The organism is Kitasatospora sp. NPDC087271 (genome assembly GCF_044744605.1).
Classification (GTDB): Bacteria; Actinomycetota; Actinomycetes; order Streptomycetales; family Streptomycetaceae; genus Kitasatospora.
In genome coordinates, this window is the sequence record NZ_JBIUYQ010000023.1 from 82,112 (window position 1) to 95,383 (window position 13,272).

The 13,272-nt window shown below is 74.5% G+C and carries 16 protein-coding genes; 13 read left to right on the forward strand and 3 right to left on the reverse strand.

What is annotated here, in order from left to right; genetic code table 11:
• Positions 1 to 30 precede the first annotated feature (30 nt).
• A complete protein-coding gene (locus ACIO9K_RS30390) occupies positions 31 to 891 on the forward strand; it encodes a Wzz/FepE/Etk N-terminal domain-containing protein (RefSeq protein WP_400334746.1) in 861 nt (286 codons plus the stop codon).
• Positions 888 to 2,048, forward strand: coding sequence for a GNAT family N-acetyltransferase (locus ACIO9K_RS30395; protein WP_363618551.1), 1,161 nt, complete (start codon positions 888 to 890; stop codon positions 2,046 to 2,048). The genes ACIO9K_RS30390 and ACIO9K_RS30395 overlap by 4 nt, the downstream gene beginning before the upstream one ends.
• A 16-nt stretch (positions 2,049 to 2,064) precedes the next feature.
• Here ACIO9K_RS30395 and ACIO9K_RS30400 read toward each other — a convergent pair whose 3' ends face one another.
• A complete protein-coding gene (locus tag ACIO9K_RS30400; RefSeq protein WP_400334748.1) occupies positions 2,065 to 3,312 on the reverse strand; it encodes a glycoside hydrolase family 26 protein in 1,248 nt (415 codons plus the stop codon).
• A gap of 360 nt (positions 3,313 to 3,672) precedes the next feature.
• Between ACIO9K_RS30400 and ACIO9K_RS30405 the strand changes: the two genes are divergently transcribed.
• The 9 genes from ACIO9K_RS30405 (at position 3,673) to ACIO9K_RS30445 (ending at position 10,630) form a co-directional block, all read left to right on the forward strand.
• Complete coding sequence (locus tag ACIO9K_RS30405; RefSeq protein ID WP_400334750.1) at positions 3,673 to 4,689, forward strand: hypothetical protein; 1,017 nt, start codon at positions 3,673 to 3,675, stop codon at positions 4,687 to 4,689.
• 206 nt (positions 4,690 to 4,895) lie between these two features.
• A complete protein-coding gene (gene abc-f / locus ACIO9K_RS30410; RefSeq protein WP_363618545.1) occupies positions 4,896 to 6,494 on the forward strand; it encodes a ribosomal protection-like ABC-F family protein in 1,599 nt (532 codons plus the stop codon).
• Positions 6,495 to 6,821: 327 nt separating this feature from the next.
• Complete coding sequence (locus tag ACIO9K_RS30415) at positions 6,822 to 7,055, forward strand: helix-turn-helix domain-containing protein (RefSeq protein ID WP_030059940.1); 234 nt, start codon at positions 6,822 to 6,824, stop codon at positions 7,053 to 7,055.
• Between the two features lie 232 nt (positions 7,056 to 7,287).
• Complete coding sequence (locus ACIO9K_RS30420) at positions 7,288 to 8,094, forward strand: enoyl-CoA hydratase/isomerase family protein (protein WP_363580631.1); 807 nt, start codon at positions 7,288 to 7,290, stop codon at positions 8,092 to 8,094.
• A 198-nt stretch (positions 8,095 to 8,292) separates the two neighbouring features.
• Entirely contained in the window at positions 8,293 to 8,808 is a 516-nt protein-coding gene (locus ACIO9K_RS30425) for an Asp23/Gls24 family envelope stress response protein (protein ID WP_400334775.1), read from the forward strand.
• A gap of 52 nt (positions 8,809 to 8,860) precedes the next feature.
• Positions 8,861 to 9,052 carry a hypothetical protein gene (locus ACIO9K_RS30430; protein WP_063349611.1) on the forward strand — a complete coding sequence of 64 codons (192 nt, stop codon included), beginning with the start codon at positions 8,861 to 8,863 and terminating at the stop codon, positions 9,050 to 9,052.
• Positions 9,052 to 9,399 (forward strand): Asp23/Gls24 family envelope stress response protein, encoded by a 348-nt coding sequence (locus tag ACIO9K_RS30435; protein ID WP_363580635.1) that lies wholly within the window; start codon positions 9,052 to 9,054, stop codon positions 9,397 to 9,399. Before ACIO9K_RS30430 ends, ACIO9K_RS30435 begins: the two co-directional genes overlap by 1 nt.
• On the forward strand, positions 9,396 to 9,992 hold the full coding sequence (locus ACIO9K_RS30440; RefSeq protein WP_363618541.1) for a DUF6286 domain-containing protein: 597 nt from the start codon (positions 9,396 to 9,398) through the stop codon (positions 9,990 to 9,992). The genes ACIO9K_RS30435 and ACIO9K_RS30440 overlap by 4 nt, the downstream gene beginning before the upstream one ends.
• Entirely contained in the window at positions 9,989 to 10,630 is a 642-nt protein-coding gene (locus ACIO9K_RS30445) for an alkaline shock response membrane anchor protein AmaP (RefSeq protein ID WP_400334752.1), read from the forward strand. Before ACIO9K_RS30440 ends, ACIO9K_RS30445 begins: the two co-directional genes overlap by 4 nt.
• A 42-nt stretch (positions 10,631 to 10,672) precedes the next feature.
• Here ACIO9K_RS30445 and ACIO9K_RS30450 read toward each other — a convergent pair whose 3' ends face one another.
• Positions 10,673 to 11,443 (reverse strand): SDR family oxidoreductase, encoded by a 771-nt coding sequence (locus ACIO9K_RS30450; RefSeq protein ID WP_400334754.1) that lies wholly within the window; start codon positions 11,441 to 11,443, stop codon positions 10,673 to 10,675.
• Between the two features lie 184 nt (positions 11,444 to 11,627).
• Here ACIO9K_RS30450 and ACIO9K_RS30455 point away from each other — a divergent pair, with 184 nt between their 5' ends.
• Both ACIO9K_RS30455 and trxA read left to right on the forward strand, forming a co-directional pair.
• Complete coding sequence (locus ACIO9K_RS30455) at positions 11,628 to 12,053, forward strand: MerR family transcriptional regulator (protein ID WP_350880255.1); 426 nt, start codon at positions 11,628 to 11,630, stop codon at positions 12,051 to 12,053.
• 3 nt (positions 12,054 to 12,056) lie between these two features.
• Entirely contained in the window at positions 12,057 to 12,389 is a 333-nt protein-coding gene (gene trxA / locus ACIO9K_RS30460) for a thioredoxin (protein ID WP_063349617.1), read from the forward strand.
• 46 nt (positions 12,390 to 12,435) lie between these two features.
• Here trxA and ACIO9K_RS30465 read toward each other — a convergent pair whose 3' ends face one another.
• Positions 12,436 to 13,242, reverse strand: coding sequence for an SURF1 family protein (locus tag ACIO9K_RS30465; protein WP_400334756.1), 807 nt, complete (start codon positions 13,240 to 13,242; stop codon positions 12,436 to 12,438).
• Positions 13,243 to 13,272 lie beyond the last annotated feature (30 nt).

A 13,272-nucleotide genomic window follows, 5' to 3' on the forward strand; every position in this document is an offset into this window, starting at 1 on the left:
CCGCCGTCACATACCCAAGGAGTCACACCCATGACCACACCGCGCCGAAGGGCCCGCCACCTGGTCCGCCGCTGGTGGCCGGTGGCGCTCGCGGTGCCGCTGGGCGCCGCGGCCGGCGCCGGGTACGCCGTCGTCTCGCACCCCTCGTACGCCGCCAGCGCCTACGTCCTCGTGGTGCCGCAGAACCCGGGGGAGGCCGCCACCGCGACCAACTTCGCCCAGGCGTACGGGCGGTTGGCGGGCCAGCCGCAGGTGCTCGCGGTGGCGGCCGCCGAGACCGGCCACACCCGTGCCGAGCTGGAGTCCCTGGTGCACGGGACCACCTCCCCGGACGCCCCGATGATCGAGATCACCGGCACCGGGACGCGCCCCCAGGAGGCGGCCCAGACCGCCGACGCGGTGGCCCGCTCGCTGGTCTCCTTCGCGAACGCCAGCAGCAGGGACACCAGCGTCCGGCTGGTGACGCTGGCCCCGGCCGCCGAGCCGGACAAGCCGACCACCCCGTCCGCCACGCTGGACGTCGCGGTCGGTGGCGCGGCCGGGCTGCTGGTGGGGGCCCTGGTGATGATGACCCGCCGCCGGGGCGAGGCCGCCCTGCCGGAGGCCGCCGAGCCCGCCGGGGCCGCCGGGGCCCCGGTGGAGCCGACGACGCCGGCCACCCCCCGCCCGCGCGGCGAGGAGCCGCCCGCCGCCGACCAGGCCGGCAAGACCGGCCAGGCGGAGGAGACCGAGAAGGCCGAGAAGGCGGAGAAGGCCGAGAAGGCGGAGAAGGCCGAGAAGGCGGAGAAGGCGGAGAAGGCGGAAGGGAGGCCCGGGAAGGCCGCTGCCGTGAAGAAGAGCGCCGAGGAGCCCCCGGCCAAGGAGAAGGCCGCGGCCGGGAGCGGGCGATGAGCACTGAGATCCGGCACGCCGGCCTCCCCGCCCAGCCGGCTGCGCCGGGCTGGACCACCGAGCTGCGCCGTGAGGACGACGCTCTGGACACCCTCGCCGAGGAGTGGGACGACCTGGCCGCCCGCTGCCGGACCGCCACCTTCTTCCAGGCCGCCGACTGGCAGCGCTCCTGGTGGCGCCACTACGGCAGCCCGGGCCGCCTGCTGGTGGTGCTCGTCCGCCGGGACGGCCTGCTGGTCGGCGCGGGTGCCTTCAGACGCCGCGGCGGCCCGCTCGGTGGGCTGACCGCCCTGGGCGCCGGGCTGGTCGACTACTCCGACGTGCTGCTCGACGACGACTGCGCCGACCGGGCCGCCGCCGAGTTCGCCGCCGCCCTCCCGCTCACCCGCCCGTGGCACTCCCTGGAGCTGCGCGAGGTGCACCCCGAGGCGGCGGTGCAGCGGGTGTACGAGCACTGGCACGGCCGACGCCGCCGCTACCAGGACTCGCTCTGCCAGTACCTGCCGGCCGTCCCGATGGACCGGCTGCTCAAGCGGGTGCCCGGCAAGACCGCGCAGCGCAGCCGGGTGAAGCTGCGCAAGATCGCCGAGGCCGGGGTGCAGGTCAGCTCGACGCCGGCGGCCGAGGTGCCGGCGGCGCTGGAGGGCCTGCTGCGGCTGCACTTCCTGCAGTGGCAGGAACGCGGCGTCACCCCGGAGCACCGCACCGAGCGCTTCGCCCGCCACCTGACCGAGTCCACCGTCGGCCTGGTCGCCACCGGCAGGGCGGCCGTCCACCAGTTCCGGCTGAACGGCGAACTGGTCGCGGTGAACCTGCTGCTGCTCTGCCCCTCCTTCGGCGGCCTGTACATGTACGGCGCGCACCCGGTGCTGCGCGAGCGGCTGGACATCGCCGGGCTGCTGTTCAGCGCCGCCCTGGACGAGACGGTCGGCGCGGGCGTCCCGCTGCTCGGCCTGCTGCGCGGCCAGGAGCCGTACAAGCAGCGCTGGCGGCCGGACCAGCTGTCCAACCAGCGCCTGCTGTTCGGTCCGCCCGGGCCGGCGCCGGCGGCCGTCGCCCGGTCCGGCGCGGTGCGCGTCCGCCAGCAGGCGGCGCACGTGCTGCGGACCCGCTTCCCGCGGCTCAAGGAGGCCCTGCTGGCCCGCCGCCGCGGCTGACCGCCCCCGCCCGGGCTCAGCGCCGGGCGGGCGTCCGGGCCGCCGAGGGACTCGCGGACGGGCTCGCCGAGGGGCTCGCCGACGTGGTGGCCGAGGGGCCCGGCGACGGGCTCGCGGACGGGCCGGGCACCACGCTCGGGGCCCCGGGCACGGCCGAGGGCGTGGGCGGGCGCGGCGGGACGATCGGCGGGACGGGGGCCTGGGGCGCCGTCGGCACCACCGGCGGCGCCCCCTTCGACCCGGACATCAGCTGCTTGAACCGGGCGGCGGAGCGCGGGTTGCGGTCGCACTCGAAGAAGCCGTGCGGGCAGTAGTCGGTGACGGTCTGGTAGGCGGTGTCGTGGGTGCGCATCCACTCGACCATCCGCTGCACGAACTCCGGGTTGTCGCCGTTGCGGAACAGCCCCCACTCCGGGTAGGAGACCGGCTTGCCGCGCTTGGCGGCGAACTCCACCTGGTCCTGAAGCCCGTACGGCTCGCGCACGTAGTCGTCGAAGGTGCCCCCGGCGGGCTGGTCGTAGTTGTCCATGCCGATGATGTCGACCACGTCGTCGCCGGGGTAGCACTTGGTCCACGGGATGGCGTCCAGGCCCCGGTTCGGGGTGAAGTCGAAGCGGAACCGCTGCCCCGGCACCGAGCGCATCACGCCGACGATCCGTCGCCAGTACGCCTTCCACGCGGACGGGTCGGGCTTGCAGCGGTGCGTGTAGGTGACGCCGTTCATCTCCCAGCCGAGCGTGAGCACGGTGTCCGCGCCGCCGAGGGACAGCAGCCGGTGGGCGAGCCGCAGGAAGTGCCGGTCGAAGTCCCCGCGCGCGCCCTGGGCGAGCAGCTTGGCGACCTCGCCGTCCGGCACGTTCGCCTCGTTGGGCACCAGCATCGGCACGCCGAGGACGAGCGTCCGGGACGGGTCGGCCAGCCGCCACTGCGACCACATGCCGAGCACCATCAGCTCGCCCTCGACGTCGGCCCAGCTGTTGCCCGCCAGGTAGGTGTGGCCGACTTGCAGGTTGGCGTCGCCCAGCCACTGCGCGTACCGGCCGATCTGCGGGATGTAGTCGTCCCAGGAACCGACGAAGGCGCCGAACGGCGGCTCGTGCTTGGGCCGCTGGACGGGCGGGCGGGGGGCGGCGCCGCGCGGCTCGAAGGCGTCCGAGGAGAGGGTGTGCCGTTCGGTCTGGCTGAGCGGCGACCCGGCCGGGACGCTGGCCGTGGCCATCAGCAGCAGGGCGGCGGCGGCCAGCGTCAGGCGGCCGATTCGCATGGTCTCTCCTCCGGGCGTCGCGGGGCGGGGGCGCGCTGGACGGACCGTGGCGCTCCGCTCGCCGACAGTAGGCCCGGCGGGCGTCGGAAAAGCCGAATGTCACCCTAAAGTGGGCGGTATTCGAACGCCGTCTGCCGCAACGCCCGGCCGGGCCTCGCCGCGTGTATCAGCTCTGTAACGGTCCGGCCGGGCCCCGGCGCCGGGCCCCGGAGCGGGCGGCGGCCCGGCCTCGGCACCGACGGTGCAGGTGGGCGGGCGGGTGCGCGGGGAGGGCGCGCGCGGCCGGACGCGCGGTCCGAGGGGTGGGGCGGGGGCGATTCCAGGCTGACTCGCGTGCCCGGTGAAAGGTACGCTCCGGCCGTGTCCTGGAAGCCGCTGCGTGTACTGACCCCCCGCTCGACCCTGCCTGCCCTGGCGGTGATGCTGGTCCTTGCGGCCGGTGCGGCGGCGCACGCCAACAAGCCGGTGCCGTTCGGCGACCGGGTGGCGGGGCCGGGCGAGGCGGAGGCCACGCCGGTCAGCACGCAGTCGCTGAGCACGGCCGACCTGGATCTGAAGGTCGGCCCCGGACTGGAGGCCTTCCACCGGCAGAGCGGCGAGCAGGCCTGGTCCTACCGCCGCGAGGGCGCCACCGCGCTGTACCTGTCGATGGCGGGGGACAACGCCATCGTGGTCTGGGACGACGGCCTGGTCACCTCGGTGCGCCCGGGCGACCACGAGGTGCGCTGGCACCGGGCGGTGCCCGGCCTGGCGGACTGGCTGCGCGGCGACGGCGAGCCCGGCGCCGACAAGCGCACCGACGCGCAGCGCAAGGAGCTGGCCCAGGAGCGGGCCGCGGCGGCCCTGCACACCGTCCCGCAGGGCGGCTCCGCCTGGGTGGCCGTGGTGACCCCGAACCTGACCATGGGCCTGCGCGACGCCGACGGTGACCTGCGCTACAACTCCAAGCCGCCCGGCAGCTGCGTCTACGACCCGCTGCGCACGGTCGGCACCGAGTACGCCGTGCTCGTCCCGCGCAGCTGCACCAACAGCGCCGGGCAGGCCGTCTCCGGCGGCATCAACGGGTACCGGCTGGACAGCACCGGCTGGCAGCTGAACACCGGCCCGAGCGCCTCGGTCAAGGCGCTGGACGGCAGCCGGGTGCTGATCACCGACGGCCCGATCGTTCCGGCCCGGGTGTTCGACACCAAGGCGGCCGCCCCCGAGGCGGCCTGCGGCAGCCCGTCCGCACCGTTCGCGGCGGTCCGTCCGCAGGGCGGTTGCACCGACCCGGCGGCGAGCCCGGCCCAGGACGCCCCGGTGGGTCAGGACGCCCCGGTGGATGGCCAGTCGCCCATGCAGCCCGAGGCGCAGCAGCCTCAGCAGTCCCAGCAGTAACGCCGGACCGCCGGTACCCCTGGGCGGTAGCCCCGGGGGTTCCCGCGCGGCCCGGTAGACTTGCCGTCATGGCTGACTTCTCCGGGCAATAGCGGGCGCGCGGCACCGCCCCGTGCGCTGTGCCGACCACCGACGACGCCCCTTCCCGCTGCCCGGCCCCGGGCCCCGTCCGGCCGCCCGCCCACGTCCCAGGAGTAGTTTCCGCCATGATTTCCGCCAACGCCCTCGAGCTGCGCGCCGGTGCCCGAATCCTGATCGAGTCCGCGAACTTCAAGGTCGCCGCCGGCGACCGGATCGGCCTGGTCGGGCGCAACGGCGCCGGCAAGACCACGCTGACCAAGGTGCTGGCCGGCGAGGGCATGCCGGCCTCGGGCACGGTGACCCGCTCCGGCGAGGTCGGCTACCTCCCGCAGGACCCGCGCACCGGCGACCTGGACGTCCTCGCCAAGGACCGCATCCTCTCCGCCCGCGGCCTCGACACCGTGCTCAAGAAGATGCGCGAGAACGAGGACCGGATGGCCAACGGCCAGGGCGCCACCCGGGACAACGCGATGAAGAAGTACGCGCGCCTGGAGACCGAGTTCCTCACCAAGGGCGGGTACGCCGCCGAGGCCGAGGCCGCCACCATCGCGGCCGCCCTGGGCCTGCCGGACCGCATCCTGAACCAGGAGCTGCACACCCTCTCCGGTGGTCAGCGCCGCCGCGTCGAGCTGGCCCGGATCCTGTTCTCGGACTCCGACGTGCTGCTGCTCGACGAGCCCACCAACCACCTCGACGCCGACTCGATCGTCTGGCTGCGGGACTTCCTGAAGACCTACAAGGGTGGCTTCATCGTCATCTCGCACGACGTCGAGCTGGTCGAGACGGTCGTCAACAAGGTCTTCTACCTGGACGCCAACCGCTCCGCCATCGACGTCTACAACATGGGCTGGAAGCAGTACCAGCAGCAGCGTGAGGACGACGAGAAGCGCCGCAAGCGCGAGCGGGCCAACGCCGAGAAGAAGGCCGCGACCCTCAACTCCCAGGCCGACAAGATGCGGGCCAAGGCGACCAAGACGGTGGCCGCGCAGAACATGGCCCGCCGTGCCGAGAAGCTGCTCTCCGGCCTGGAGCAGGTGCGCCAGAACGACAAGGTCGCCAAGCTGCGCTTCCCGGACCCGGCTCCCTGCGGCAAGACCCCGCTGATGGCCAGCGGGCTCTCCAAGTCCTACGGTTCGCTGGAGATCTTCACCGACGTCGGCCTGGCCATCGACCGCGGTTCGCGGGTCGTCATCCTCGGCTTCAACGGCGCGGGCAAGACCACCCTGCTGCGGATGCTCGCCGGGGTGGAGCAGCCGGACACCGGCGAGGTGATCCCGGGCCACGGCCTGAAGATCGGCTACTACGCCCAGGAGCACGAGACCCTGGACCCGGACCGCACGGTGCTGGAGAACATGCGTTCCTCCGCGCCGGACACCGACCTGGTGCAGATCCGCAAGATCCTCGGTTCCTTCCTGTTCTCCGGCGACGACGTCGACAAGCCGGCCGGGGTGCTCTCCGGCGGTGAGAAGACCCGGCTCGCGCTGGCCTCGCTGGTGGTCTCCAGCGCCAACGTGCTGCTGCTCGACGAGCCCACCAACAACCTCGACCCGGCCAGCCGCGAGGAGATCCTCGGCGCGCTGCGGGAGTTCTCCGGCGCGGTCGTGCTGGTCACCCACGACGAGGGCGCCGTCGAGGCGCTCCAGCCGGAGCGGATCATCCTGCTGCCGGACGGGGTCGAGGACCTCTGGAGCCCGGCCTACGCCGATCTGGTCTCACTGGCCTGACCGGGTGTAGACGCGATCTCCGCTTTCAGGACCAGAAAAACTAGTACTTACGGCGTGTCCGGGAATGAAGAAAGCCTGGATTCCGTTTAAGGACTTCCTGTCGGCCCGCCACTCGATCGTGGTCGGGCCGACACTGCTGATCAGCCCTTTCTCGGCGGATGGCGGAATCCGCCCGGGGGCGCGCACTCTACGTGAGCGCCCTGCTGCGCTCGGATCACCACCGCAGGACCACGCATTCCCGACATCGACCTTGCCGAATGGGTGGCCAGGAAGCGGTGGATGGGTGATCATGGGAATCTGACCGAGCAACGCTACGAGGAGGCACGGGTGGCCGAGACTCTGAAAAAGGGCAGCCGGGTGACCGGTGCCGCGCGTGAGAAGCTCGCGGCCGATCTCAAGAAGAAGTACGACTCCGGGGCGAGCATTCGCGCTCTCGCGGAGGAGACCGGTCGTTCGTACGGCTTTGTGCACCGGATGCTGAGCGAGTCCGGAGTCATTCTCCGGGGCCGCGGTGGTGCCACGCGTGGCAAGAACAAGGCGACCGCCGGGGCCGGTTCCTGACGGTCCGTCAGCTCATGGCTGGATGGCGCGGCGGCAGGGCGCCGGCCGGGGAGACGAGAACCGATCGTCCGCCCTCGGGTCGAGTGGACCGGCCGCCGATCGTCATGCCCGGGGTGTCGTCCGCCCCCCGGTGCTCCCCTTCCGCTGATCTTTCCGGGCCGGCGCCCTGCCGGCGCGCGCCCAGGTTTGTTACTCTCCGGTAGCCAAGCCCCTCGCCACCGGAGGTCCCCGCATGACCGCCCCCGTCACCGACCCGCAGGCCCCGAGCTGGGAGCAGGACGGCGTCCGCCTGGAGATCGACGGCGAGCTCGCCGTCGTCACCCTGTGTCAGCCCAAGCGGCGCAACGCCCAGTCGCCCGCCCTGTGGCGCGCCCTCGCCGCCGCGGGCCGTGACCTGCCCGGCGGCGTCCGGGTGGTCCTGCTGCGTGCGGAGGGCGTCTCCTTCTCGGCGGGCCTGGACCGGGCCATGTTCACCCCCGAGGGCATCCCCGGCGAGCCCACCTTCCTCCAACTCGCCGGCGCCCCCGACCAGGAGCTCGACGACACCATCGCCTCCTACCAGCAGGCCTTCACCTGGTGGCGCCGCCCCGACCTGGTCTCCATCGCCGCCGTCCAGGGCCATGCCGTCGGCGCCGGCTTCCAGCTCGCCCTCGGCTGCGACCTGCGCGTCGTCGCCGACGACGTCCAGTTCGCCATGAAGGAGACCTCGCTCGGCCTCGTCCCCGACCTGGCCGGCACCAAGCCGCTCACCGAACTCGTCGGCTACGCCCGGGCGCTGGAGATCTGCGCCACCGGCCGCTGGGTCGGCGCCGAGGAGGCCGCCGCCATCGGGCTGGCCAACCTGGCCGTCCCCGGTGCGGAACTGGACGCCGCCGCCCGCGACCTCGCCGCCGCCCTGCTGGCCGCGCCGCGCAACGCCGTCATCGAGACCAAGGCCCTGCTCCAGGGCGCCGCCGGCCGCTCCTTCGACGAGCAGCGCTCGGCCGAACGGGCGGCGCAGGCCCGCCGCCTGCGGGACCTCGCCGGGATCGGCGACTAGCCAGGCTGCGTCGTGTGAACGGGCCCGGCCCGGGGTGTGCTCCCCGGGCCGGGCCCTCGGCGTTCCGGAGGCATCCCGGTGGCCCTCCCGGCGGGCGCGGAACGTGGCGAAATGCCAGAGTTATGGGGATTTGCGATATAGCTGGAGCCGTACGACGGGAGATGCGCCCCCATGCCTGACACTCCGACCCCCGCCACCATGCACAAGAACCCCGGCCACGCCGCGGCCGCCGGCTCCGCCGCCCACGCGCCGTCCTCGCCGCCCTCGGCCTCCGCCGCGACCGACGCCGGCAAGCCGACCGGCGAGCGCGGCCGCACGGCGCTGGCCGTCGGCGTGGTCGAGAAGATCGCCGGGATGGCCGCCCGCGAGGTCAACGGCATCCACGCCCTCGGCTCGGGCCTCGCCCGCACCTTCGGCGCGATGCGCGACCGGGTGCCGGGCGGCAAGTCCGGCGTCGGGCGCGGCATCAAGGCCGAGGTCGGCGAGAAGCAGACCGCCATCGACATCGCCCTGGTCGTCGAGTACGGCGTGGTCATCCCCGAACTCGCCCGGCAGGTACGGGAGAACATCATCGACGCCGTCGAGCGGATGACCGGCCTGGAAGTCGTCGAGGTCAACATCGCGGTCAACGACGTCCACCTCCCCGACGAGCCGGACGTCGAGGAGGAGGAAGAGGAGACGGTCGTCGCGGGGCAGCGGCCCAAACTCAAGTAGCGAGCCCACGAAGCGCCCGGCGGCGGGCGGCAGCGAGGACGAGGAGTAGCGGATGAACCTGGCCATCGTCGGCCTGGTGGTGGGCATGGCCCTCGGCTTCGCCGGGTACTTCGGCGGTTTCGCGGCGTTCCTGCTGGTCGCCGCACTCGGGCTGGTCGGCTTCGTGGCCGGCCGCCTGCTGGAGGGCGACATCGAGCTGGGCGACCTCGGCGACCTGCTCCGCGGCCGCGACCGGCGCCGTTGATGGCGGCTCCCACCACCAGTGCCCGCCGCGAACCCGCGGCCCGGGGCCGACTCCGGATCGCCGACCGCGTCTACGCCCGCATCGCCGCCCGGGCCGCCCGCGAGGCCCTCGCCGACGCCTGGACCGGCCGCACCGCCAAGGGCGCACCGCCCACTGTCTCGGTGGCCGTGCCCGGCAGCACCGTGACCGTCCGGGTCGCCGTCGCACTGCCCTTCCCCGCCGACCTCGCGGCGCTCGCCCGGGCCGTCCGCGAACGCGTCGCCGCGCAGGTCGCCGGGTTCACCGGGACCAGGGTGTCCGAGGTGGTCGTCGTCGTGGAGCGGCTGGTGACCGGGGGAGTGTCATGAGTGTGGGGGGCGAACCGGTGCCCGGCGAGGAGGCGACGGCGGTCGGGGACGGGCCCCCGCCGGAGAAGGTGCGGCGGCCGCGGGCGCCGCGGGCCGTCGTCGCGGCGCTCGTCGCCACCGTGCTGCTGGTGCTCGCGGGCGCGCTGCTGTACGACGTGGTCGCCGTCCGCGCCGGGTACCCGACCCGCCGGTGGCGCGCCCGGATCGCCGACGAACTGGCCACCCGTCACCTCGACGACCTGTGGGTGCTGGTGGGTGCCGGCGCCGCCGTCCTCCTCGGCGGGGTGCTGCTCTGGCTGGCCCTCGCCCCCGGTCTCGGCCGCTGGCTCCCGCTGCGCCCGCACGGCGACACCGGCGCCGCCATCGACCGGGCCGGCATCGGGCACCTGCTCGCCGACCGCGCCGCCGGACTCCAGGGCATCGACGAGCTGCGGATCCGGATCAGCCGCCGGCGCGTCCGGGTCACCCTCATCGGGGCGGCGGACCCGGTGTCGGTCCAGTGCCAACTGCGGGACGAGCTGGCACGGGTGACGCTGGCCCGGCCGCTGCGCCTCGACGTGCGGGCGGTGCCCGGGGTGGGGGCGGCGGGATGAGGCGGACGGGCGTCAACCGGCTGCTGCTGGGGGTGGTCGGGGCGGTGCTGCTGGCCGTCGGCGTGCTGGTGCTGGCCGGCGGGCTCGACCTGTACCGGCGGCTCGGCGCCGACCCGCCGGGCTGGTGGCCGCTCACCTCCCCGGACCAGCCGGTGCTCAGTGCCCGCTCGCGCACCCGCTGGGCGGATTCGACCTGGTGGTGGCCCACCGTCATCGGCGGGCTGGCCGTGGTGATCGCGGGCACCGCCTGGTGGCTGGTGGCGCAGCTGCGGCGCAGCGGCCCGGCCGGCCTCGTCGTGCCGACGCCAGGTGCCACCGGACTCCGGCTGCGGGTCCGCACCCGGGCGCTGGAAGAGGCGCTGGAGAACGGGACGGCCACGCTCCCCGAAGTCGAGCGCGCGGGCGTACGCCTGGTGCGCGCACCCGGGCATCCGCGGCTGCGGGGCGCTGTCCGGCTCACCCCCGGTGGCGATCCGGCGGCCCTAGTGGAGCACTTCGACACCGGCCCGCGAACCGACGCCCGGACCAGCCTGGGCCTCCCGGAACTCCCCGCCGACCTGCGGATCCGGGTCCTCCAGGCCGCCCGGCCCGGGTCGCGACGGCGCCGAGGGCGGCGCAGGCCCCCGCGGGTGGAGTGAACCGGGGGCGGGCGGAGTCGGACGCCCGCCCCCGTGTGCGTCCTAGAGGGGGCGCAGGGCGCCGCCGTCGACGGGGATCATCACACCGGTCAGGTAGGAGGCGGCGGGGGAGAGCAGGAAGGCCGCGACCTTGCCGAACTCCTCGGGGGTGCCGTAGCGGCCGAGCGGGATGGTCGCGGCGGCCTGGGCGCGGGCGCCGTCCGGGTCGCCGCCCAGGGAGTCCAGCTCGCGCACCCGGTCGGTGTCGATCCGGGCCGGGAGCAGGCCCACCACCCGGATGCCGCGCGGGCCGAGTTCGTCGGCGAGGGACTTGGCGGCCATCGCCAGCCCCGGGCGCAGGCCGTTGGAGATGCCCAGGCCGGGGATCGGCTGGCGCACCGAGCCGGAGAGCACGAAGCCGATCACGCCGCCCTCGCCGAGGGCTGCGGCGGCGGCGCGGGCGAGCCGCAGCGCGCCGAGGAAGACCGACTCGAACGCGTCGCGCCAGGCCTCCTCGGGGGCGGTGGCCACCGGGCCGGCCGGGGGGCCGCCGACGCTGATCAGCACGCCGTCGAGCCGGCCGAAGTGCCCGGTCGCCTCGGCGATCAGCCGTTCGGCGGTCGCCGGGTCGGCGTTGTCGGCGGCCAGGCCGTGGGCCGTCCCGGCGCCGCCGATGGCGTCCAGCTCGGCGACGGCGGTGGCCACGGACTCCTTGCCGCGCCCGCTGACCAGCACCCGGGCTCCGTCGGCGGCCAGCTCCCGGGCGGCGGCGAAGCCGAGGCCCCGGGTGGCGCCGGTGGCCACGTACACCTTGTCCTTCAGTCCAAGATCCATGGGGCCATCCTGCCGGGTGGCGGGCGCGAGGGGGAGGGCTGGGGGCGGGGTGGCGTGGCGCCGGGGGCGGTGGAGGGGGCCGGGGTGAGGTGGGGCCGGGGGCGGGCTGGCGTTGACGTCCGGGTCAAGGTCTACCGTCGGTCCCGGCGGCGTGCGGAGGCGGGCCGGGAGAGCGGGTGCGGGGATGCGGATCGGGGAGCTGGCGGAGCGGGCGGGGACGACCACCCGGGCGCTGCGGTACTACGAGCAGCTCGGCCTGCTGCCGGCCCGCCGGGCGGGCAACGGCTACCGGGCGTACGACGAGGAGGACCTGCGGCTGCTGCGGCAGATCCGGACGCTGCAGGACTTCGGGTTCGGCCTGGAGGAGACCCGCCCGTTCGTGGAGTGCCTCCAGGCGGGCCACCCCGAGGGCGACTCCTGCCCGGCCTCGCTGGAGGTGTACCGGCGCAAGCTCGCCGAACTGGACGAGTGCATCGCCCGGCTGCAGGACGTCCGGGCCCGGGTGGCCGGGCAGTTCGACCGGGCGGTACGGGCCCGGGACGGGCTGGCGGCCGAGCCCTCCGGACAGCCGCCGCGCTGTGAACTGGCGAACGAATGGGCGAAGGAGTAGACGATGGTGCAGATCCCAGGGGTGCCCGCGGTGACGGACGACACGTTCGCCGCGGAGGTGCTGGCGGCCGAAGGTCCGGTGCTGGTGGACTTCACGGCGGACTGGTGCCCGCCGTGCCGGATGATGGCGCCGGTGCTGGCGGACGTCGCCCGCGAGGAGGCGCACCGGCTGCGGGTGGTCAGCGTGGACGTGGACCGCAATCCGCGCACCCAGGCCGCGTACGGGGTGCTGTCGATGCCGACGCTGATGGTGTTCCGCGGCGGCGAGCCGGTGCGCTCGGTGGTCGGAGCCCGGGCCAAGGCGCGGCTGCTGCGCGAGCTGGAGGACGTGCTGTAGGCGGTTCTCCGGGGCGTTTGCGGGGCCGTCCTTCCGCGCCGGGGCCTCAGGCCGCCGGTACGGCCTCGACCGGCACCTCGGCCTCGGCGGCCTGCTTGGCCCGGTCCTTGGCCTCGCGGCGGGCCAGCACCCCGACCCCGACCGGGATCATCGCGGTGAACAGCCACCACTGGATCGCGTACGCCATGTGCGGGCCGATGTCGGAGTGGTTGGGCTCGGGGATCAGCTCGGGCTGGTCGGCGGGGGCCGGGGTGGTGGCGGTGAGCTCCAGGTAGCCGCCGAGCACGGTGGTGACGCCGGTCTCCTTGGCCTGCTGCTCGGTGTTGATCAGGTTGAACTGCCGGTCGGGCAGGCCGGCGCGGTCCTTGATGCCGCTGCTGCCCGTGGTCTCGTCGGCGCGCATCCGACCGGTGAGGGAGACCTCGCCGGTCGGGGCGGCCGGGACCGTCGGGTAGGCGGTGGCGCCGCCGTCGCCGGCCACCCAGCCGCGGTTGACCAGGACGCTGCCCCTGCCGTCGGAGAGCTTGAGCGGGGTGATGACGAAGTAGCCGATCGTGTCCCCGCTGGAGTCGGTCCGCTTGCGGACGACGAACTCGTGCGCCGTGTCGTACTGCCCGGTGGCCGTCACCGGGTGCCAGATGAGGTCCTTGGGCACCGCGAAGCCGGGGGTCGACGACACCGTGTCGAACGGCACCGGGGCGACGGTGAGGGCCTTGCCGATCAGGTCGTTCCGGGCCACCCGCGCCTCGTGGCGGTGCAGCTGCCAGAAGCCCAGCTCGATCGTCGCGGGGATCAGCAGCAGCGCGATCAGCATGGTGATCAGCCACTGGCGGGTCAGCAGAAAACGGTACACATGGGCACGGTACGCCGACCTCACATCCGG

Bases quoted from the DNA above. Each gene is read 5' to 3' on its own strand.
- ACIO9K_RS30395 (WP_363618551.1), top strand. From the start codon at position 888: ATGAGCACTGAGATCCGGCACGCCGGCCTCCCCGCCCAGCCGGCTGCG.
- ACIO9K_RS30425 (WP_400334775.1), top strand. From the start codon at position 8,293: ATGCACAAGAACCCCGGCCACGCCGCGGCCGCCGGCTCCGCCGCCCAC.
- ACIO9K_RS30450 (WP_400334754.1), bottom strand. From the start codon at position 11,443: ATGGATCTTGGACTGAAGGACAAGGTGTACGTGGCCACCGGCGCCACC.
- ACIO9K_RS30445 (WP_400334752.1), top strand. From the start codon at position 9,989: ATGAGGCGGACGGGCGTCAACCGGCTGCTGCTGGGGGTGGTCGGGGCG.
- ACIO9K_RS30435 (WP_363580635.1), top strand. From the start codon at position 9,052: ATGGCGGCTCCCACCACCAGTGCCCGCCGCGAACCCGCGGCCCGGGGC.
- ACIO9K_RS30455 (WP_350880255.1), top strand. From the start codon at position 11,628: ATGCGGATCGGGGAGCTGGCGGAGCGGGCGGGGACGACCACCCGGGCG.
- ACIO9K_RS30430 (WP_063349611.1), top strand. From the start codon at position 8,861: ATGAACCTGGCCATCGTCGGCCTGGTGGTGGGCATGGCCCTCGGCTTC.
- abc-f (WP_363618545.1), top strand. From the start codon at position 4,896: ATGATTTCCGCCAACGCCCTCGAGCTGCGCGCCGGTGCCCGAATCCTG.
- ACIO9K_RS30420 (WP_363580631.1), top strand. From the start codon at position 7,288: ATGACCGCCCCCGTCACCGACCCGCAGGCCCCGAGCTGGGAGCAGGAC.
- ACIO9K_RS30390 (WP_400334746.1), top strand. From the start codon at position 31: ATGACCACACCGCGCCGAAGGGCCCGCCACCTGGTCCGCCGCTGGTGG.
- trxA (WP_063349617.1), top strand. From the start codon at position 12,057: ATGGTGCAGATCCCAGGGGTGCCCGCGGTGACGGACGACACGTTCGCC.
- ACIO9K_RS30400 (WP_400334748.1), bottom strand. From the start codon at position 3,312: ATGCGAATCGGCCGCCTGACGCTGGCCGCCGCCGCCCTGCTGCTGATG.
- ACIO9K_RS30440 (WP_363618541.1), top strand. From the start codon at position 9,396: ATGAGTGTGGGGGGCGAACCGGTGCCCGGCGAGGAGGCGACGGCGGTC.